General features: G+C 46.9%; 16 protein-coding genes. 4 read left to right on the top strand and 12 right to left on the bottom strand.

Annotated elements, in window-relative coordinates; genetic code table 11:
* Window positions 1–535 precede the first annotated feature (535 nt).
* From ACP4IT_RS07280 to ACP4IT_RS07270, 3 genes are all read right to left on the bottom strand, one after another.
* The gene (locus ACP4IT_RS07280) at window positions 536–1,147 is read right to left on the bottom strand and encodes a glycine zipper family protein (protein WP_156646684.1); all 612 of its coding nucleotides are present in this window, start codon (window positions 1,145–1,147) and stop codon (window positions 536–538) included.
* A 738-nt stretch (window positions 1,148–1,885) separates the two neighbouring features.
* Complete coding sequence (locus ACP4IT_RS07275) at window positions 1,886–2,410, bottom strand: helix-turn-helix domain-containing protein (protein WP_267160828.1); 525 nt, start codon at window positions 2,408–2,410, stop codon at window positions 1,886–1,888.
* A 241-nt stretch (window positions 2,411–2,651) separates the two neighbouring features.
* The gene (locus ACP4IT_RS07270; protein WP_087716534.1) at window positions 2,652–3,602 is read right to left on the bottom strand and encodes a magnesium transporter CorA family protein; all 951 of its coding nucleotides are present in this window, start codon (window positions 3,600–3,602) and stop codon (window positions 2,652–2,654) included.
* Between the two features lie 322 nt (window positions 3,603–3,924).
* Between ACP4IT_RS07270 and ACP4IT_RS07265 the strand changes: the two genes are divergently transcribed.
* Complete coding sequence (locus ACP4IT_RS07265) at window positions 3,925–4,779, top strand: DUF368 domain-containing protein (protein WP_426855403.1); 855 nt, start codon at window positions 3,925–3,927, stop codon at window positions 4,777–4,779.
* A gap of 42 nt (window positions 4,780–4,821) precedes the next feature.
* Here the strand turns inward: ACP4IT_RS07265 and ACP4IT_RS07260 are convergent, their stop codons facing one another.
* The 7 genes from ACP4IT_RS07260 to ACP4IT_RS07230 form a co-directional block, all read right to left on the bottom strand.
* A complete protein-coding gene (locus ACP4IT_RS07260; RefSeq protein ID WP_097545661.1) occupies window positions 4,822–5,547 on the bottom strand; it encodes a MerR family transcriptional regulator in 726 nt (241 codons plus the stop codon).
* Window positions 5,548–5,684: 137 nt separating this feature from the next.
* The gene (locus tag ACP4IT_RS07255) at window positions 5,685–6,878 is read right to left on the bottom strand and encodes an ROK family protein (RefSeq protein WP_156646680.1); all 1,194 of its coding nucleotides are present in this window, start codon (window positions 6,876–6,878) and stop codon (window positions 5,685–5,687) included.
* A 290-nt stretch (window positions 6,879–7,168) separates the two neighbouring features.
* Window positions 7,169–8,014 (bottom strand): aldo/keto reductase, encoded by an 846-nt coding sequence (locus ACP4IT_RS07250; protein ID WP_156646678.1) that lies wholly within the window; start codon window positions 8,012–8,014, stop codon window positions 7,169–7,171.
* A gap of 18 nt (window positions 8,015–8,032) precedes the next feature.
* Window positions 8,033–9,352, bottom strand: coding sequence for a replication-associated recombination protein A (locus ACP4IT_RS07245; RefSeq protein WP_426855400.1), 1,320 nt, complete (start codon window positions 9,350–9,352; stop codon window positions 8,033–8,035).
* 103 nt (window positions 9,353–9,455) lie between these two features.
* Complete coding sequence (gene rny, locus ACP4IT_RS07240; protein ID WP_114684559.1) at window positions 9,456–11,063, bottom strand: ribonuclease Y; 1,608 nt, start codon at window positions 11,061–11,063, stop codon at window positions 9,456–9,458.
* Window positions 11,064–11,180: 117 nt separating this feature from the next.
* Window positions 11,181–11,870, bottom strand: coding sequence for a YoaK family protein (locus ACP4IT_RS07235; protein WP_225350050.1), 690 nt, complete (start codon window positions 11,868–11,870; stop codon window positions 11,181–11,183).
* A gap of 439 nt (window positions 11,871–12,309) precedes the next feature.
* Window positions 12,310–13,254, bottom strand: coding sequence for an alpha/beta hydrolase (locus ACP4IT_RS07230; protein ID WP_011668891.1), 945 nt, complete (start codon window positions 13,252–13,254; stop codon window positions 12,310–12,312).
* Window positions 13,255–13,378: 124 nt separating this feature from the next.
* On the opposite strand from ACP4IT_RS07230, the gene ACP4IT_RS07225 reads away from it, so the two are divergent.
* From ACP4IT_RS07225 to ACP4IT_RS07215, 3 genes are all read left to right on the top strand, one after another.
* Window positions 13,379–15,187 (top strand): M3 family oligoendopeptidase, encoded by a 1,809-nt coding sequence (locus ACP4IT_RS07225; RefSeq protein WP_011668892.1) that lies wholly within the window; start codon window positions 13,379–13,381, stop codon window positions 15,185–15,187.
* A gap of 67 nt (window positions 15,188–15,254) precedes the next feature.
* Window positions 15,255–15,674 (top strand): helix-turn-helix domain-containing protein, encoded by a 420-nt coding sequence (locus ACP4IT_RS07220; RefSeq protein ID WP_011668893.1) that lies wholly within the window; start codon window positions 15,255–15,257, stop codon window positions 15,672–15,674.
* Window positions 15,675–15,752: 78 nt separating this feature from the next.
* Window positions 15,753–16,604: a hypothetical protein gene (locus ACP4IT_RS07215; protein WP_011668894.1), complete on the top strand. Its 852-nt coding sequence runs from the start codon at window positions 15,753–15,755 to the stop codon at window positions 16,602–16,604.
* Between the two features lie 69 nt (window positions 16,605–16,673).
* Here the strand turns inward: ACP4IT_RS07215 and ACP4IT_RS07210 are convergent, their stop codons facing one another.
* Together ACP4IT_RS07210 and brnQ are read right to left on the bottom strand one after the other, a co-directional pair.
* Entirely contained in the window at window positions 16,674–17,747 is a 1,074-nt protein-coding gene (locus tag ACP4IT_RS07210; RefSeq protein ID WP_015474383.1) for a YdcF family protein, read from the bottom strand.
* 91 nt (window positions 17,748–17,838) lie between these two features.
* Entirely contained in the window at window positions 17,839–19,221 is a 1,383-nt protein-coding gene (gene brnQ / locus ACP4IT_RS07205; RefSeq protein ID WP_069359933.1) for a branched-chain amino acid transport system II carrier protein, read from the bottom strand.
* Window positions 19,222–19,265: the final 44 nt, after the last annotated feature.

Here is a 19,265-nt window from a genome sequence, read left to right as displayed (position 1 = left end):
GATATGACCATGATTTATACTTACCACCTTTGAAGTGGAATACGCGCCCCTTAGCAAATCCCTTGCCGGAGGCCGTGCTAATCCAAACCGAAGTGCAACACCAATGGCACCACCCACAGCGCCTAATGGTAGTAGGCGGATTTGTGCCAGTACGTTAAATCCTTGTTTTTTTGCCATGTTCAACATACCGGCACTAATATAAACGTCCACGTTCCCTTTCTTTGCAGCACCGTGCCAAACAATTTCATAGTTTCTTTACCACTATGAGCTTGTAATATACTAATATTAGGTGAACTTATTCGCCATCCCTATACATATTTTGATATTCAATTTACAGTTGCCATTATGGCAGAATAAATCACTACAAGAAATAAAATAGTTAAAACGGTTAAAATAGCCTTCTGATAATTAGACATTTCAAAATCTTTATGAAGATGTTTATAAAAAAGGATTGAGATAACCGTAACTAGGTAAATAAATCCGATCGTTATGAGTAAAATCATAATATCCTCCTCATTAAAGTACCCCACCTGAATTAGATACTAACTTGTTTTTTTAAGTTAACGGATCCAATTGGAAATTCGTCAGTCAGCGTCATACGACATCCTCCTTTTGATCGCTTTTTATTAATCATCTTTTTTACGTCACTTTGTGCTTGAGAACAACGTTTTCCTAAGATTTTTCCGCCAAATGCTCTCGCAGCTGCCCCTATTGGTCCGGCAAATGCACCTGCAATAGTCCCACCTGCAAGAATTAAGTTCTCACATGTACCATAATAGGTTCGTAACTTACCAAGCGCCGACTTGGATTTCGCATAATCATTAACTCCGCCGTCAACAAATTTTTCTTGTACCGAGGCTGGCTTTGTAATTGATCGCATGACCCCAACGCGCTTATTAACGTTAGGACTATCATTTTCGTTAATATTATATGAAACTTCAGCACCATCGTACTTTTTAATAAGGGCTTGCATTTGTTTCTGTAGATCCTGAGGCAATAACGCCTGATTGTACAATGATTTTGCTTCCTTCTCAAATTGTTTATAAATATCATTTGAGTCAGAAATCGTTATCATTGCTGCATCCGAATTACCAGTTGCATCTGAAGCATTAGCAACATTTGTGTAGAGAATATTCACTGAAACCATGGCAGCTAAGCCTAAAGCTAAGTCTAAAAGTTTTTTTGAAAATTTGATAAGAACAACTCCTCAATTATTTATTACTATTTCTTTGTGCCGACGTCAGCAGAAATAAATATACCAAGAAGTTTGCCTTTTTAAGAGAAGCGGGATGTTTACATATAGAGGTGTAACGACTTAATTTCCTCACTATAGATAACTTTGCAACCCATCTTTATTATCCCTCCACCTATTTTTAACAAGTAGAGAATGTTTTTAAGTTAGGTAAGCCGGGTTCATCTAAATCCAAAGTATGAGGCCTCGGATATCAACTTTGGGTCTAGTTAATCCTTACTTTTTCAACGTAATCCAATCGTTTCCCCTTGTAAACGGGGTGTTCCTTATGTACTTCAACGCATAGATTTAACCTCAAATCAGGAGGTTAAATCTATGCGTAAACTTATAACTATCGTATTCACTTGCTTCATCATTCTATGCGGTGGATCAGTAAAGGCTAACGCCGCAACTTTACATGTGGCTCATAGCTCGGCGTTATCTTGGTCCGCCAGTTATACCATCGTTACCTCAGGTAATAAAATTAAAAATGTTTCAAACATCAAGGTCAGTACCCGTCTTGGTGCGATCACTAAGACATACATGACCAAAGATTTTGCCAGTAAGGTAACGCTATATCTCGTTCAATTGGTACCGTTAAGCATCAAGCAGCTTTATCTGCTCATATGCAAAAGGGTAAGTTATACGTTACGTTCACTTAACCTGATAAACCACCGTCTTAGATGGTGTAATCCAATTATCATCAATAATCACATATGTACCCATTAAGCTAACAATCATAACCAAAATCGATATGACAATAATCGTTTTATGAAGACTATTATACTTGGTATTTCGCCAAATCGCATACAGTGGCAGCACCATACCAATCGGTGGAATTAAAGCTGACGCTAATACTAACAAGATCAATATCAGACCTTCATCGGTATTTTGATGAATCTCTGTGTTGACCTTTTTTAATTGAACCTGTTTCTTTTTAATTTCCGCATTACTAACCTGAATTTTAGATGCCAGCTCGGTATTCTCACGGATGAGCTCGTCAATTGACAACTGATAAATATCACTCAGTCGAACCAAATTATCTAAATCCGGATATCCCCGTCCATTTTCCCATTTTGAAATTGACTGTCGCGTCACGTGTAGAATAGTCGCAACCTCATTTTGGGACAGGCCCTGATTAATCCTAGCTCCTTTTAATTGTGTACAAAGTTCTGTAATAGTATCTCTCCTTAGTCGTTAATCGCTTAATTAAATTTGACTGTTGCATTATACGTGGGCCGCTAGAACGTGTCAAGAAGGTCTGCCAGCCCCATCTTCTTGCGCCCGGACAGGTTAAGGGGGTCGGCTCATTGCCATCGTGAAAAAAGGCCCTCAAGACAGATGTCATCACGCCACAGAACCACACTAACCTTATTTATTGGCTTATCAAACGCTGACTTTAATTTAATCGGTGGCGCCTTTAAAGATACTTTCGCCGCCGAAGCCATAACCACACCACTACACTTAGAATAAATGAAATGATCACTACCGCCAAAATACCCGCATCACTTTTGGCAAACGGCACCGGCACGTTGATCCCCCACAAGCCATAGACCATTGTCGGAATCGTTAAAACAATCGATATTTCCGTCAAAACCTTCATAATCGAATTTAATTGGAACGATGACATATTGTTAATCATCGTTTCAAAGTTATCCAGATAGGCACCATATAGCTTGAGAATACGATTCATGGTGTCAATTTTATCGTAGAGTTTCATGATAATTTTTTCGTTTTCCCGGTTAAACGACTCGATATCATTGAAGTGTTTATCCAAAAAATCAACAATCTTCTTATTGGCATCATAGGTCGAAGACAACGTTATCATATACTTCTGTAGCGTTAATAGCTCACCAAACACGGGCTTGACTGGTCCTGATTCAGAGATCGATGTTTCCAGCCCATCAATCTTATCTTTTAGTTGCCGTAAATCATTTGTCATGAGTTCAAAGCTCGTTTTCAAAATCTTCAAGGTCACTTCAACGACAAAATTGCTGCTATCTTGTAGCTGAAACTGTGTCAGAAGTTGGCTAATAAACGCGATTCGGTGAGCCGTCACAATAATGAGTTTCCCTTTAAAAATTAAGAGCGCAATTGGCGTGACTAGATTATCTAAATGCAGGCCTTTATTGAGCTCTGGCAATAAGAAGCTAATCGCAAGGAACTTCTTGCCACTGCTTTGAAATACATAATCACAGACAACTTCATCATCCCGTGCTAAAACTTCATCCAAATCAAAATCATACTGATTTTTCAGATCCGAGATAATCTTAGCGTTATTGCCATAGACATAGTTAACATCATAAGTTCGATAATCACCGTCAGGTACTGGGGTCAGCAGATCTTGTTTGATCTCAAAAGAACGTATCATAACACGCCTCCTTAATAGGCACCTGAGGTTAACCTTTCAGGTCTGAACAGGGGTAGATATCTACACGTTGATTGTTCATAAAAAGTATACCTGTATGCTCTCATTGGATAAACTGAAGTGCTCATCGCGTTCCGGACATCATGGTTTGGGCTGAGCGTGTAAAGATGTCTTTGCTTATTACGGTGCCTTTGAGACAAACTTAGCTTAAAGATACTTAAGCCCCAAAAGTTTAAATTATTCTAGCCTTACGCGCAGTAGGCTTGTCGTGCATAAATTTTTTTGGTAAGCTGACTCTAACTTAGCCCTTGAGGAGGACCTATTCGTGACTAATCGGCAAGATCACCCCATCGTGCGTTTCTGTAAAGGCGTTATCATCGCCCTAGGCTTCATTCTCCCCGGTGTTTCCGGGGGCGTGCTCGCCGCTATTTTAGGGTTATACGAACGTTTATTAAATTTCATGGCCCATTTTCGACAAAATTTCTGTCGTGACTTCTGGTACTTTGTGCCGGTTGGTCTGGGCGGCATCGCGGGCGTCGCGCTATTATCGGCACCGCTGGAATATCTGTTGGCTCATTGGCAAGTCATTGTGCTGTGGGGCTTTGCGGGGGCCATTGTGGGCACGTTGCCCGCCCTGATGCACACCGCTAACGCCCACACTCCCCGAGATGGCGTTGACTGGGCTTGGTTTTTCGGTACCCTATTGCTCAGCGGGGGGCTCTTATACTTCATGAGTGATCTCTTTGGTACGTTACCCGCCAATTTTGGTGGCTTCATCGTGGCGGGCGCTTTAATTGCCCTGGGGGTCTTAGTTCCTGGGTTAAGCCCCTCTAACTTACTCCTAATCTTAGGTCTCTTTACTCCCATGCTAGCTGGCTTTAAACAGCTTAACCTACTGGGCGTCTATTTACCGATTGCCTTAGGCGCAGTACTAGCGATGGCGCTCTTTTCCAAAGCCATGGACTATCTGATCCACCGCTTCCATTCACGGGTGTATCACTTCATCTTGGGCATCGTGGTAGCCAGTACCATTCTGATTCTGGTTCCCAATCCACACGCTGCTGAAAGCATCTCCTATGCTGGCGTAACGCCGTTAGCCCTGGGGCTAAGCGCCGTTGCTGGTCTGCTGGGCATTGCCCTGGGTTACTGGATGAGTCGTTTAGAAGTCAAATATAAATAAAATAATCAGCCATTTCTCATCAGAAGAATGGCTGATTATTTTTTACGCCTGTTCTCGCGAAGCGGCAACTTCCACACAGTACGTTGTCTTTCCACATGCCGGACACGTTAATTTGCGCGTCCGTAGATGATGCCCGGCCCAGAAGGCCTGCTTAAATCGTGGTTGAAAAACGGTGTGACAGTTGGGACAGCGATAGCGCACCGCTTGAAAGTAATGGTAGGTTAGCCACCCAGCTACCCCACAAGCGAGCAACATGACGCCGCCAAATACCCACCAGTTACCGGTCAGCCACGCATATACGAGCCCCGCTACCTCAATGGCATCCATGACTAGTCCACCAATAATTAGTTTTCCATGAACTTGACGTAACCGCTGTTGATTTGTCATGAGCTGATCCATGTCATGAATGGATTCGAGCGGAAAGGGTCCCGACACAGCTAGCGCTTTTTGGACTGCGATAACCGTCTTGAGTTGGGTCGTTGTCGCGGCCTGGTCTTGACGCAAACGCTGTACTTGCTCTGTCAGCAACAATTGTAAAACATCAGTCGCATTGGGACTATTTAGAATATCCTTGATCGCCGCTAATTTCAGGCCCATACTTTTTAACACTAAAATGAGCTGTAGCCGTTCAATATCTTGGGCCGTATACTCACGGCGGCCACCGGCGGTCGTCATTGATGTGAGTAACCCCCGCTGATCATAGTACTGAATTGTGCGGACAGAAACGCCCACGTGTTTGGCCAGTTCTCCGGTCGTATAAGTTGACATGAATCTCACCTCCTTAGCTTGGTTATATCAGATAACGTCGCGTCATCAGCAAGCCTTTTGCAAAAATATTACCGATTAACCCGGGAAATAACCGAAAAAGGCCCAACTCATCGCGAGGATAAGTCGGGTCTTGGTATCTAAGCCGTCGTTTCAGTAGCCGGTCGTTCAAAATTCAATTCATAATGATCCAACCCTAGCGCGCGATGAGTAATGAGTGAACAGCCACCCAAAACCGTCGCTAATCGGGCATTTTGCGTTAAATCAATGGTCAATGCATTATGCGCTAAGTTTTGATATACCGTTCGAATTTGCATCAAGAGTGTTGGAATTTCTTCGACCAATGGTGAGTTAATAAAGAACGCGTCGGGGTCCAAGCTACGCATGAGGTTATAAATCAAGCCCCCAATTGCCGTAGTAAATTTAGTCAAAACGGCCAGCGTATCAGCGTCCTGTTTTTGATAAAGGGCCACTAGTTGTGGACGATCCAGATTCGTAATTCCTTTTTTCTGTTCTAACTGCTGAATGATCGCATCCTCAGAACTGATATCTTCCGCGTGGACCGGATGGCCGGCACCCGCATCGTCCATTTCAATGCTGACGACCGTCTGCCCGATTTCACCCGCATCGCCGTGCTCACCCCGAAACAATTCGCGCTGAAGGATGATGCCGGCACCAATCCCGCGGTGAATGCTGACGGTAACCGTACTATTCAAATCACGGGCACCATTGAAGTCTCGCTCATAAACGGCGGATAAATTGGCCTCATTTTCGAGTACCACGGGCACTTGATACATGGTAGAAAAGACCTGTTCCAAGTCAATGCCATCCATATCAATAAAGGGCGACGTCTTGATCTGATTGTCCATGACGATTCCATGAATGGAAAAGCAGATCCCCAGTAAGCCATGGCTGGTCGTATCTTCGGCTTGGACGGCCGCAATGTAGTGATTGATTTGATCAATCATTTCATGGATGGATTGCCCCTTAGTCTCAATGCGATCATACTTCCATACCTGACCATTCAGATAGGTCACTAAGGCATGTAGGTGGCGATACCCCAAATCAAACGTTAACGTGAACCCATAATTTCGATTAATTTCGATTAGTGTTGGCTTACGACCACCCGCGTTCGAGGCCTCTCCTAAGCCAAGCTCCGTTAAGTATCCATCGGCCATCAAGGTATTATATAGTGATGACACCGTGGACTTATTAAGATTTAACTGATGGGAAATCTCGATCCGCGAGGTGGGATGATTATTAAAAATTTGTTGAAGCACAAATTTTAAATTCTGATCGTGCAATTGGTTACGATTCATACTGCGACGGACCATAAAATCCCCTCCTCATTAATTCTGATTTACTAGTCGGTCATTTCAATGTTAGTAGTTCTAAAAAACCAACTAACTAAAATTACTAACTATCCCGGCCAACGTCATTTTGCAAACGGTAACACTATTTGCACCATGGTTCAGTGAACCAACCAACTCCAGTATCGCTTACTCTTCCTTAAAATTCAACCGTTTTACGGCATTTTTCTAAATAAGTGAATCAGTTTTAGGAAATGATTTGGTTAAGTGATTAAAAAAACTGCCCAGCTCACACCAGACAGCTTTCTTTAAATCTAATCTCCATGCACCGTGATCTGGAGAATTCGCTCAACGTCAGCCGCGGTCCGCACATGGTTCTGTGGCATCTCTAACTCAGTAATTGCGACCATATCAGCTGGTAGCAATTCGAAATCAAACACTTCTAAATTCTCTTGCAGTCGTTGCTCATGGGTTGACTTGGGAATAACCACCACGCCCCGCTGAATCAACCAGCGAATGGCCACTTGAGCAGGTGTTTTATGGTATCGCTGCCCAATCTTAGTCAAAACCTCATTGGTAAACAAGTCATGCCGCCCCTCGGCAAACGGTCCCCAGGCCTCTGGCTGAATGCCATTAGCCTGTAGATAATCCACCGGTGCCGTTTGGGGTTGGAAGACGTTGATGGGAATCTGGTTAACTGCTGGCTTAATACGGTTAAAATGGGTGAACGCCGCCAATAATGCCGGCGAGAAGTTTGAGACACCAATCGCTCGAATTTTACCGGCTTCATACAGTTCTTCTAAGGCGCGCCACGCCCCATAAACATCGCCAATTGGTTGATGAATCAGGTAAAGATCCAAGTAATCTAACCCCAACTTAGCCAATGAATCACGCACGCCGCGTTGGGCGCCCGCATAGGTCATATCTTGAACCCATAATTTTGAGGTCACGAATAACTCTTCACGGGGCACCTTACTTGCAGCCAGCGCGGCACCCACTGCCGTTTCATTATGGTAGGCTGCCGCGGTATCAATCAAGCGATACCCCAATTCTAAGGCTGTTTCCACAGTTTGTTGCGTTTCGGCTGGGTCCCAGACTTGAAACACGCCCAGTCCTAGCTGGGGCATGGTGACCTCATTGTTCAATTTAACGGTTTGCATGGTGGAACCCTCCTTTAGTTAATCACGGTGTTGCTGTTGCCACCGTCTAATCTCGGCCAACCGGGCTTTGAACCGGCCCTCACGCCCTTGCTCGGTTGGTTCGTAATACACGTGACCCCGCAAAGCTTCTGGCAAGGTCTGCATCGTCGTCAATTTAGCGGCCGACTCATGGGCATATTGATAATCTGCCCCATAACCCAGGTCTTTCATCAGCTTCGTTGGCGCATTGCGCAATTGCAGTGGAACTGGTTCATCACGGGTCTGCTGGACATCCTTTTGCGCCGCCTGACTCGCTTTATAAATCGCATTGGATTTGGGTGCCAGCGACAAATACGTCACTGCCTCGACCAGATGCACATTACATTCTGGCATTCCCAAAAATTGACAGGCTTGAAAAACATTGATGGCCACATTTAACGCATTCGTGTCGGCCAACCCAATATCCTCACTGGCAAAGCGCACCAGCCGTCGCGCCACATACAGCGGGTCTTCTCCGCCACTAAGCATCCGCGTCAACCAATAAATTGCCGCATCCGGATCGGAATTGCGCATCGACTTGTGTAGCGCCGAGATAATATTGTAGTGCTCCTCACCCGTCTTGTCATACAGCACAAACTTTTGGGTAATCAGCTGTTTCAAATCAGCCTGAGTAACCGTGACTTGGTCGCCTTGCTTATCACCATTCAACACGGCCATCTCTAACGTATTCAGCGCCATACGCGCATCCCCGTTGGCAAATTCGGCAATCGCTCGCAACTCAGCATCACCAATAGTCACCCGGCCAGAAAATCCAGCTGGATTAATCAAAGCGTTACGCAACAACTGGTCAATATCCGCCGTTGCCAACGCCTTTAACACAAATACCTTACACCGTGACAGCAACGCTGAGTTGACTTCAAACGACGGATTCTCCGTGGTAGCACCAATTAAGATAATGCTCCCCCGTTCAACGTAAGGTAAAAAGGCATCCTGCTGCGCTTTATTGAAACGATGAATTTCATCCACGAAAACAATCGTCTGCTCGCCAATTTCCCGATCAGCTTCCGCCTGATGCATAATTTTTTTGATTTTACTGATACTACTATCGACCGCGCTAAAGCTCAGAAAGGTGGCTTGCGTTTGCCGGGCAATAATTTCAGCCAGCGTTGTTTTCCCCACACCCGGCGGTCCCCAAAAGATCATGGAGGACACCTGATCATTTTCAATCAGTTCCCGTAAAATCTTACCTGGTCCTAACAAATGTGCCTGACCCACGAACTGGTCCAACGTTTGCGGACGGACCCGACTAGCTAATGGCGTATTACGCTGACTATTTTCAAATAATGACCCTTGCTTCATGGTGACCGCCCCTTTCCTCATTTTATGATACCGCTGATGTTGCTTAGCGAACACCATTTCGCATAAAAAAGGGCTATGACCTTCGCCATAACCCTAAAATACGCTACGCATTGGCAGCTTTCTTCTTTTTCTTCTTGCTCTTCTTTTTCTTTTCATCGCCCACGTACTCGACCGCCGTTGACTTACGAATCGTGGTAACTTTGATCTTACCTGGATAAGTCAGCGTCGATTCAATCTGTTGGGCCACTTCCTGCGTCAAATTGGCCGCGGCGGTATCATCCAACTCCTGTGGTTTAACAATAATCCGCAGTTCCCGACCGGCCTGAATAGCGTAACTTTCAGCCACACCAGACTGGTCGTTGGCAATTTTCTCCAACGCACGCAATCGATTAATGTAGTCTTCGACAGACTCACTCCGTGCACCCGGTCGTGCACCAGAAATCGCATCCGCTGCCGCCACTAGTTCGGCCAGTGGCGAGGTCTTCTCGACGTCGCCATGGTGCGCAGCGATTGCGTTAATCACAACATCATCTTCCCCATATTTCTGGGCAAACTCCGTTCCAATCTCCACGTGCGTGCCCTCGACTTCGTGGTCGATCGCTTTTCCAAGGTCATGGAGTAAGCCAGCCCGGCGCGCCAAACGCGTATTATACCCTAACCGCGCTGCCATCGCTCCCGTTAATTGGGCCACTTCGATTGAGTGCAACAACACATTTTGACCATAACTAGTCCGGTATTTGAGTCGTCCAATTAGCTTCATCAAATCAGGGTGCATCCAACCAACGTGCAGTCCGCTGACGGTCTGCTCACCCGTTTCCCACAAACTGTGGTTTACATCACGTTGGGCATTTTCCACTTGGGTTTCAATCTGGTTCGATGAAATCCGGCGACTAGCCACTAAATTGGTCAACGCCACGCGGGCCACTTCTCGCCGAATAGGATCATGGGTACTGATAAACAACGTTGTATTATCATCTGGCACAAAGATTAGATCGGTCCCCGTGAGCGTTTCTAACAAGCGAATGTGTTGCCCATCACGGCCAATAATCTTACTACGAATTTCACCGTTAGGCACCGTCACCGTATGCTCCAAATGTTCTTTAGGGAGGTCTTGCGGGCCACTTTCAGTGGCCGATAATACCACATCCTTGGCCCACCTCTCCGCGTTTGCGACGGCGTTGTCATTCAACGCTTTAATCTCAACATCACGATCACGCTTCAAGTCCAACTCCGTATCGGCTAACACATGGTCTTTAGCCGCTTGTTCATCAATTCCTGCCTGTTGAGCCAACATCTCATCTCTGTCAGTCCGTAGCTGGAGTGCCTGGGCCTTGAGGTCGCGAATCTTTTGGCGTTGATCGCGATTAGCCTGACTTCGTTCATCCAGTATCGCTGTTTGGTCAGCTAACCGGACGCCCATTTGGCCCAATAACTGTTCACGTTGTTGACGCCGCTGTTCGCGAACTGCGATATCACTTGTTTGCTCGGCTAATTCATCCTTCACTGATTGTTGGTAAGTAAGCGTCTCACGCCGACTGTCGGCCGTCAGCTTCGCAATCTTTTGCTGCGTCTCAGCCGTTGCCGAAGCAATGATGTCGCGGGCTTGTTTCTGTACCGCTAACAGTTCTTGACGATGATGATGTTGCCGCACCACGTACCCAATTACCAAGCCAATCAGCAGGCAGCCAATAATAAGTCCTGTGATTAACAATTTAAATGTGCTCCTTAAATTTCAGTCTGTCATTAAGTTATTTTCATTTGTGCTCCCCAATTTAGAGGGCCACTTATCTTGTTAATTATACGCTATTTCTAGCCACAACCCAACCAACTATCTTACAGGCTTTTCCATCGCTACGGGCAGGAACAACCAAGCCAGTAAAATCGCCTTAACAGCCGTCGCAATCCAGAGCACGCCATGGGGCGTCAACATCGCTAAACGCGCGCCAATGCCACATCCGACAATAAAAATCAAGAGAACGCCAGCCAAACGGATTTGACGCTGACGGGCAGATTGATCCCCGACAATCCACGCCCGATAGGTACTGGTTGCCAGATTTTTGGTATTGCCCGTCATAATGCCATTGTTGATTCCTAGGCCACCGACCTGCCGAAAGACAGTCAGCTCATAGCCAGCTACAATCCCTAGAAAAAAGATTAACCACATGGTCGGCAGTGTCTGTTGCAGGCTCGCTAAAATCACGTACGCACCAACGTCTAATACCATCAACCATCGCATTTGACGCCGATTATTGCCGCGCCCTAAGTGTTCACTCAAGCCCTGCGCGCCAAAACACCCCAGAAAATAACCGATCCAAACGGGCACGTTGACCCACGCGGCGCCCCAGCCATGTTCAATTAGCTTAACCGCAAACACAACCAGGTTACCCGTTTGGGCGCTGACGAAAACCGCGCCATGATTAAGAAACGTATCCGCATCAATCATCCCCATTACTAGGGTTGCGCCTAAGGTCAGAATCGTCGCTGTAACGGGGCGAAACTGTCGCGTAGTTTCTGCCATGTTAGCCATCCCCTTTGTTAACCCTCCAAAATTCCTAATAACTTCTATCCTACGCCAGCACTTAAGCGCATACTTCTGGGTACCCGCCTTGCTGGGCCCTTGGCAACAGTCAATGTGGTTTCAAGCTAACACTGTCCAATATCTCTACAGTAATGGTCATAGTTGGACCAACCAACGTGACCACGCCACACCACCATAGCCCGACGGGAAGTGGCAAATGGGCTCAGTACCGTCGTTATCCTTTGTGCGCGTCTTTCGCGCGCTTAGGATAAGACCGAGCTTTAAGACAAGTGATCTGCTTGGCTTAAAGTCGTGTCCGGTACGTTCCAGCCCATTTGCTGCGACCAGAGGGCGGGCAGTAGTTGGCTTAGTCGCACTAAACCAGTATAGTTATGCCGCAACTAGAAATCAGACAATTCTGGCAGCCCTCTAAGAAGCATCACTTAATATACTTCGCTAAAAAAGCCTTCACCGTCTGTGTATAACGTTGCGGTGCATGCGATAGTGAGGCTGCATGCTGGGCGCCCGGAACCACGAGCAGTTGCTTAGGCCCAGCATCTGCCCGATAGACTTGGTAAACCATCTTCGTTGGCACAAAGGAATCTGCCCCACCATGAATAAATAACATGGGTTTGTGGTTTTTCTTGACTGCTGCAACAGCATTAGCGTCTTTAAAATAAAAGCCCGCCTTAGCTTTGGCAACGGCACTCGTCAATGGCACCATTGGCCAATAAGGTAAGTGATACATTTGCTTAGCCTGATACGTGATTTCGGCTTGTGCGTCTGTATACCCGCAATCCTCCACGTAGGCTTTTAATTGACTGGGCGTTTTCAAGCCACTCGTCATCATCGTTGTCGCGCCACCCATGGAAACGCCGAACAAGACCACCTGTGACTGGGGCCCTTGCTTAGCAATAACCTGTTTGACCCATTTTAAATAATCGCGACTTTCGTAATAACCGTAACTAATAACCTTCCCTTGGCTTTGCCCCTGTCCTCGGGTATCCGGCGTGAGCGTATTGTACCCTAGCCGATGAAACATCGCGACATAGCCACCCATAGCCTCTTTACTGGACCCAAATCCATGAACCAACACCACCGTTTTCTTGGTGTCATGGGCTGCGGGAACATAATCAGCGACTAATTTTAGACTTGCCCCGGCGGCTTTCTCCGTCCACCGTTGTTTATGTACCTGTCGATACCACTTCTTTTGTGCATACAGCGGGTCTGACTTCTTCAAGGTCGTTCCAGAAGACACAAAACTCTTTTTACCACTTGCCACCGTCATATTGTAAAAATACAAACTTCCCCCTAAAAGGCCACCTAAAATCAAGACCACCACGATTCCTAGGCCAATTAGCCAATGTTTCAGTCGTTTATTCACCGTTATGTCCTCCTCAATTCTCTCAACTCTTTGCTACTGGTTAGTATACGGAGTTCCTTTCGCCAACGCAATCGTTAGGAAATTTGCTATAATGAATCCAACTTACGCCTAGGAGGCCTTGCCGATGAAATACTCGTTAAATTGGGATTTAGACTCACTTTTTGCTGGGGGGATTAACTCGCCCCAGTTAGCTGCCAAGCTAGCCCAGCTCAAAACGGCGATTGCTACCCTTGCTGATTTACTTGATCGCTGGGACGCCGCCAGTGACGCGCCACAATATCCCCAGTTCGTCAAACTCATTGACCAACTGCAAACCATTGATGCGGGCCTTGGTCAGGCTGGCATCTTCATTACTGCCGTGGGTTCTGCCGATGTGAACAATCCCGGTGTTGCCCCAATGGAAGCTCAATTACGTGACTTGGAAACCCAAGCCGATAACGTCAGTGGCAAGCTCAAAAAGGTGCTGGTTCAAGTCCCCGACAACTACTTTGCCGCGCTCTTAGCCCTTCCGGCTCTACAACCAATTGCCTTTAATCTCCGGGAAATGCGCGATGCCGGCAAGGAATTACTGGACGACAAAACTGAGGCCCTGATCAACCGCTTAAACTTAGACGGTAAGGCTGCCTGGAGTAGTCACTACGACTCATTAGTCGCCACCATGCAGATTCCCTTTCACGATGAAAATGGGCACCCCGTGACGCTATCCGCCGGTCAAGCTGACAATAACCTTTTGGGTAATGCTGATCCTCAATATCGAGCGGAACTACTCCCCGCCTGGGAACAGGCTTGGGCCGACAAGGAACAGCTCTTTGCTGATACGTTGAACCATTTGGCGGGCTTCCGCCTCACCGAATACGCCGCGCACGGAACCACTGATTTTCTCAAAGAACCACTAAAAGAAAATCGGCTCAGCGCTGCTACATTGGATACCATCTGGCAAGTTGTCGCTGATAACCACCAATTTTTATTGGATTACCTTGACCGTAAGGCGGCCCTGCTTGGTAAAAAGCATGCTGGTTGGCAGGATGTGGAAGCCCCTTTACACCTACCAGGTAGTGACGAGCACCACTTCACCTTTGATGAAGCCGCAGCCTTTATCATTCAACATTACGGTGAATTCTCACCTAAAATGGCTGCGTTAGCCCAACACGCTTTTGAACATCGGTGGATTGAAGCCGAAGATCGCGCTGGCAAAGCCCCTGGTGGCTGGATGGAAAGTGCGCCGGAAACCCACGAATCACGAATTTTCATGACCTTTACGGGATCACCCAACGACGTCTCAACCTTAGCGCATGAGTTGGGGCATGCCTTTCACTCTAGCGTGATGGCCGACTTACCTAATCTGCGTCAAGACTACGCCATGAACGTGGCCGAAACCGCCTCAACTTTTGGTGAATTGATTGTCGCCGATGCCAATGTGCAGGCTGCTCAAACAGACGCCGAAAAAATCACGCTATTAAATGCCAAATTGGACAACCCCCTAGCCATGTTTTTGAATATTCGGGCCCGGTTCTTATTTGAAACCCGGTTCTATCAACTACGCCAAAAGAAACTCGTTACTCCCGCAGAACTTAATGAACTCATGCTGAACGCGCAAAAGGAAGCCTTTGGTCACAACCTATCCAGCTACTCGCCACACCTTTGGGCTAGCAAGCTGCATTTCTATATCGACGAACCCGCCTTCTATAACTTCCCGTATGTCTTCGGTTACCTCTTTAGTCTGGGAATTTACGCTAAAGCCCAACAGACTGGTAACTTTGAAGATCAATATATCGCCCTGTTACGCGATACGGCTAACATGTCGACTGAAGCGCTCGCGCAAAAGCATCTCGGGGTGGACCTCACGCAACCGGACTTCTGGCTGGCTGGTGTTAAACTCATTAAGCGCGATGTTGCCGAATTTATGCGGTTAACTGATTCATTCGTCAAATAGTCTGCTGGTCGTTTAACCCCACGCAGAGTGGTATACTAGGTGTAAACGAAAGAAACAGGTGACGAGAATGTTTCCAGAACGACTTCGGGCCTTACGACGGGGCCAACACATTACGTTGGAACAGCTAGCAGCGGCGCTTAATGCGCAAGCGGCCGGACCAGATGAACATGCCAATACTGCTTCTCAAATTGGCAATTGGGAACGGGGCATTCGAACCCCCTCCTTTATTGAAGTTCGCAAACTCGCCGAATACTTCGATGTCACCATGGATTATCTGACGGGAAAAGCGGAACGCGATGAATACGACCTTGGCCGGCTCTTCTTGTCGGGTAAGCAGCTCAGCTTTAACCGTGAGTTACTGAGTGGTCAAGATCGCTACGAAATTTACCAATTAATTGACGGTTACTTGCATGGCAAGGAAAATCGCTTCAGTGACCCCGAACCTAATCAACAAGAAGAATTGGATCTGCATCTAGACGACCATTAATTAACAGTCGACTGATCAGCGTAACTGCTAGCCAGTCGACTGTTTGCTTGTCTTCATGTGGCTAGAAAGGACCTCTCCGTGAACCCGAAAAAACTGCAAAAACTCAAAAAGAAAGTCCGCCACGCACCGCTTAGTCAACGACCCACCACTTATATTGACCGTATGACGGCATATTATCACCAATTTAATGACTACCCCGCCATCAAGTTACTAATCAGTAACGTTCTCTTGGCGGATAAAATGTTGGCAGCTGGGAATCTGCCCCAACAATTGCCGCTTTTACAACTACCTGATGACAGTCAAGATCAGATTTACCAAAAAATCAATACGCTGTATGCCCCCGGCGACGCAACCGGCGATCAGCTGTGGAATGACTTAACCGCGGCGTTGCCCCAGCTGGACCACGACCTGCGTTCATTCCGCGATTATTTGGAAACCCACTACGGCATGTGGGCATACACCCCAGCTCCGTTTGTGACCGACTTAGCCACTTTTGTGGGCGATCGTGCGGTCTTAGAAGTCATGGCGGGCAATGGTTATATTTCAAAAGGCCTGCGAGACGCCCACAAGACTGTCTTTGCAACCGACAGTCAGGCGTGGACGGCCGAAAACGAAACTGGTCGACACCCACTCACCCCAATTGAACCCCTCAGCGCGGTGGATGCTTTCCATAAATACCAAGACCAAGTGGGCGTGGTTGTCATGTCTTGGTCGCCAGATGGCCTGCCGCTGGATTGGGAGCTCCTGCAGGCCATGCGTGCCGCCCATACCACTGTCGATTTTGTTGTCATTGGCGAGCCCCACGGTGCCACCGGTTCCACTGAGTTCTGGGACCATGCCGAATTCATTGAAAATGCAGATTCTCGGGCCCTCAACCATCATTTTACTCAGATTGATTTGGTTCAAGACCATGTTTACTTGGTCAAATAGTTTTGGGCGTCATAAGCAAAATGGTCCTTCAACAGTCAATTCGCTGAAGGACCATTTTCATTTATCGGTTTAACGGTAATAATATTGCGCCCACGTGAGCAATAGACTCAATAAGAAGATACCCACGATTGCTACGGCATGCCACCGTTTATTACCAACAAAGATGGCAATATATTCGCGCAAGATGGCGTTAGGTAGGAAAAATTTGGCTGTGTGCGCTCCAATGCCGTTAGCCTTTAATCCCGCCTTACGAGCAATCATCCCCGCCCGAAAGGTGTGATAGCCGTTGGTGACAAAGGTCACGCGCGGTCGCTGCTGCCCAGTGGCTGCAATCAGTTGCTTAGAAAAGACCATATTCTCATAAGTCGTCTTCGATTGGTCCTCGACCAAGGCCTGCTCGGCTGGCAAGCCATGGGCAATGGCATAATCCCGCATGGCCCGGCCTTCTGGGACGGTTTCGTCGCCACCTTGACCACCGGAAAAGATCACCATCGGTGCCTGCCCAGTCTTGGCAAGTTGCTTGCGATAAAACGTCAATGCGCGGTCGATCCGTCGCCCCAATAAAGGAGATACTTCATTGCCATTTAGTAATCCTGCGCCTAAAACAATTAGAAAATCTTGATTGTAACGTGGTCGATTAAATTGATACAAGACCAGCATCGTCAAATAATTATAGAACCAAAACAGGACATACGTAATCACCAACGATGGAAATAAATTAATAAAGGTATCCACGGGTTTTGACAAATTCAGTGCAGCCCATCGAGAAAAGAACGGCGCCAGTAAAATGGCCAGGCCCAAAAATAAAGTCAACATGTTGGCTAACGTATGACTCTCGCGCCGCCAGACGATCCACGCATTCCACAATAGCAGAAAGGCTTGTAACACGAAAATCACCACCACGATTAGAAAGAAGATGACAAATAGCGCCACACTGATCACAATCAACCACTTATTATTGGTCCCCAAAATGGTCATCGCCAGCGCTGCTAAAAACGAATAGAAAAATAACGAAAACCACAAGCCGTTGCTTAATCGACGTTTTTCAATCCGGTAACTAATCGTAAAACCTAAGCCAAAAAAGACTGGTATGGCCCACACCCAGTAAGCCACGATTGGAATATTAAATAAATTATCGTTCATGGTGCAACTCCCCTAAACTTATTCTTTGATAATTTTAGGATAGCACATTTACTATATGCGACACGTGAAAACTGCTTACTGGTCTTTATTTTTAGCGCTCTTCGTTTGTTGGTACAACCACATGACGACGCATCCGCAAGGTACACCAGCCCCAGCTCCCTAAGAAGCCGACCAGCGCAGGTACCAGCCAGCCGAGTTCCAAACTAGCAAACGGCAGAAGGTGATGGTAACCTGCCAAAACCGTCTGAATAGGCCCCCACTCATTAATGACTGCTGGTGCACTGTTCAACATATCTAACAGGGCTGGTAAAATCGTAAAAGCCATGGTCGTTCTGTAAATGACAGCTGCATGTCTCTGATGGGCAACCGTCAGAGAGAGAAAGATGAGGGCTAAGGCTAACGGATACATCAACATTAAAACGGGTAACGACCACGTAATGATGGCATTTAACCCCGCGTTTGCAACCAAAAACGACAAACCCGTGGTTACTCGTAACCAAAAGCGGTAACTGACTTTAGGAAATAGCTTGTGAAAGTCCTGTGCAAAGGAAGAGACCAATCCAATTGCCGTTGTTAGCACGCCCAGTGTGACGAGGACGCCCAGTAATAGCGTACCAACGTTGTTAAAGTAGTAGCCCACAATCTGGGACAAGGCAACACCGCCATTAGCCGACAATGTCAGTTGACTCATACTCAGGGCCCCTAATAGCACGAGGCCAAAATAAATGAGCACTTCTAGCGAGATACTAATGATCCCCGCCTGCGCTGTCAGCTTGGTCAGTGCTTGACCACGATAGCCTAACCCCCGAATCGCATGAATCAACGTCACACTCAACGCCAGAAGCGCCACCGCGTCCAACGTATTATAACCCTCTAATACCCCACCAATCATCGCATGCGTCTGATAGGTTAAGGTCGGCGTATGCGTGGCACTCCCCATTGGCCGTAAAAAGGCAACCAGAAAGACCAGTGCCAAGAGCGCCAAGAACCCCACATTGAGGTACTTTCCCACAATTTTTAACAGCGCCCCTTGATGCGTAGCGGCTAAATAAGTCACTATAAAGAACGCGCCGGTGAATCCTAACATCCCCACCGTAGTCCACCGCTGTGGCATAAACGGACTGAGCGCCATTTGGTATGCCGTTGCCGCTGTTCTGGGTGTGGCAAAGAATGGGCCAATCGTCAGGTGAACCAAAATCAAAAAGATTGCCGCTACTGGTCGTCCCAGTGGCCGCGCTAGGTCTAACAAGCCATCACTACGTGTCACAACAACGGCCATAATCGCTAGCAGCGGAAAAAGCGAGCCCGAAATAGCAAAGCCGATTGCCGCTAACCACCAATGCGCACCAGCTAGTTGCCCTAAATGAACCGGAAAAATCAAATTACCAGAGCCGAAGAACATGCCAAATATCAAAGAACTAACGACCAACAACTGTCCCCAACTTTTTCTCGGTGTTACTTGTTCATCTGTCATCTTTAAGTCCTCCTACTGCATCATTTTTAACTCACAAACGTCAA

It is taken from the genome of Levilactobacillus sp. LN180102, from assembly GCF_050106635.1.
Taxonomy (GTDB): Bacteria; Bacillota; Bacilli; order Lactobacillales; family Lactobacillaceae; genus Levilactobacillus; species Levilactobacillus brevis.
Note: the sequence above shows the minus strand (reverse complement) of the source record. Positions and strands in the feature narration are given on the sequence as shown.

Coding starts and splice junctions, on each gene's coding strand:
- ACP4IT_RS07280 (WP_156646684.1), bottom strand. CDS start 1,147: ATGGTTTCAGTGAATATTCTCTACACAAATGTTGCTAATGCTTCAGAT.
- ACP4IT_RS07270 (WP_087716534.1), bottom strand. CDS start 3,602: ATGATACGTTCTTTTGAGATCAAACAAGATCTGCTGACCCCAGTACCT.
- ACP4IT_RS07260 (WP_097545661.1), bottom strand. CDS start 5,547: ATGTCAACTTATACGACCGGAGAACTGGCCAAACACGTGGGCGTTTCT.
- ACP4IT_RS07255 (WP_156646680.1), bottom strand. CDS start 6,878: ATGGTCCGTCGCAGTATGAATCGTAACCAATTGCACGATCAGAATTTA.
- ACP4IT_RS07250 (WP_156646678.1), bottom strand. CDS start 8,014: ATGCAAACCGTTAAATTGAACAATGAGGTCACCATGCCCCAGCTAGGA.
- ACP4IT_RS07245 (WP_426855400.1), bottom strand. CDS start 9,352: ATGAAGCAAGGGTCATTATTTGAAAATAGTCAGCGTAATACGCCATTA.
- ACP4IT_RS07235 (WP_225350050.1), bottom strand. CDS start 11,870: ATGGCAGAAACTACGCGACAGTTTCGCCCCGTTACAGCGACGATTCTG.
- ACP4IT_RS07225 (WP_011668892.1), top strand. CDS start 13,379: ATGAAATACTCGTTAAATTGGGATTTAGACTCACTTTTTGCTGGGGGG.
- ACP4IT_RS07220 (WP_011668893.1), top strand. CDS start 15,255: ATGTTTCCAGAACGACTTCGGGCCTTACGACGGGGCCAACACATTACG.
- ACP4IT_RS07210 (WP_015474383.1), bottom strand. CDS start 17,747: ATGAACGATAATTTATTTAATATTCCAATCGTGGCTTACTGGGTGTGG.
- brnQ (WP_069359933.1), bottom strand. CDS start 19,221: ATGACAGATGAACAAGTAACACCGAGAAAAAGTTGGGGACAGTTGTTG.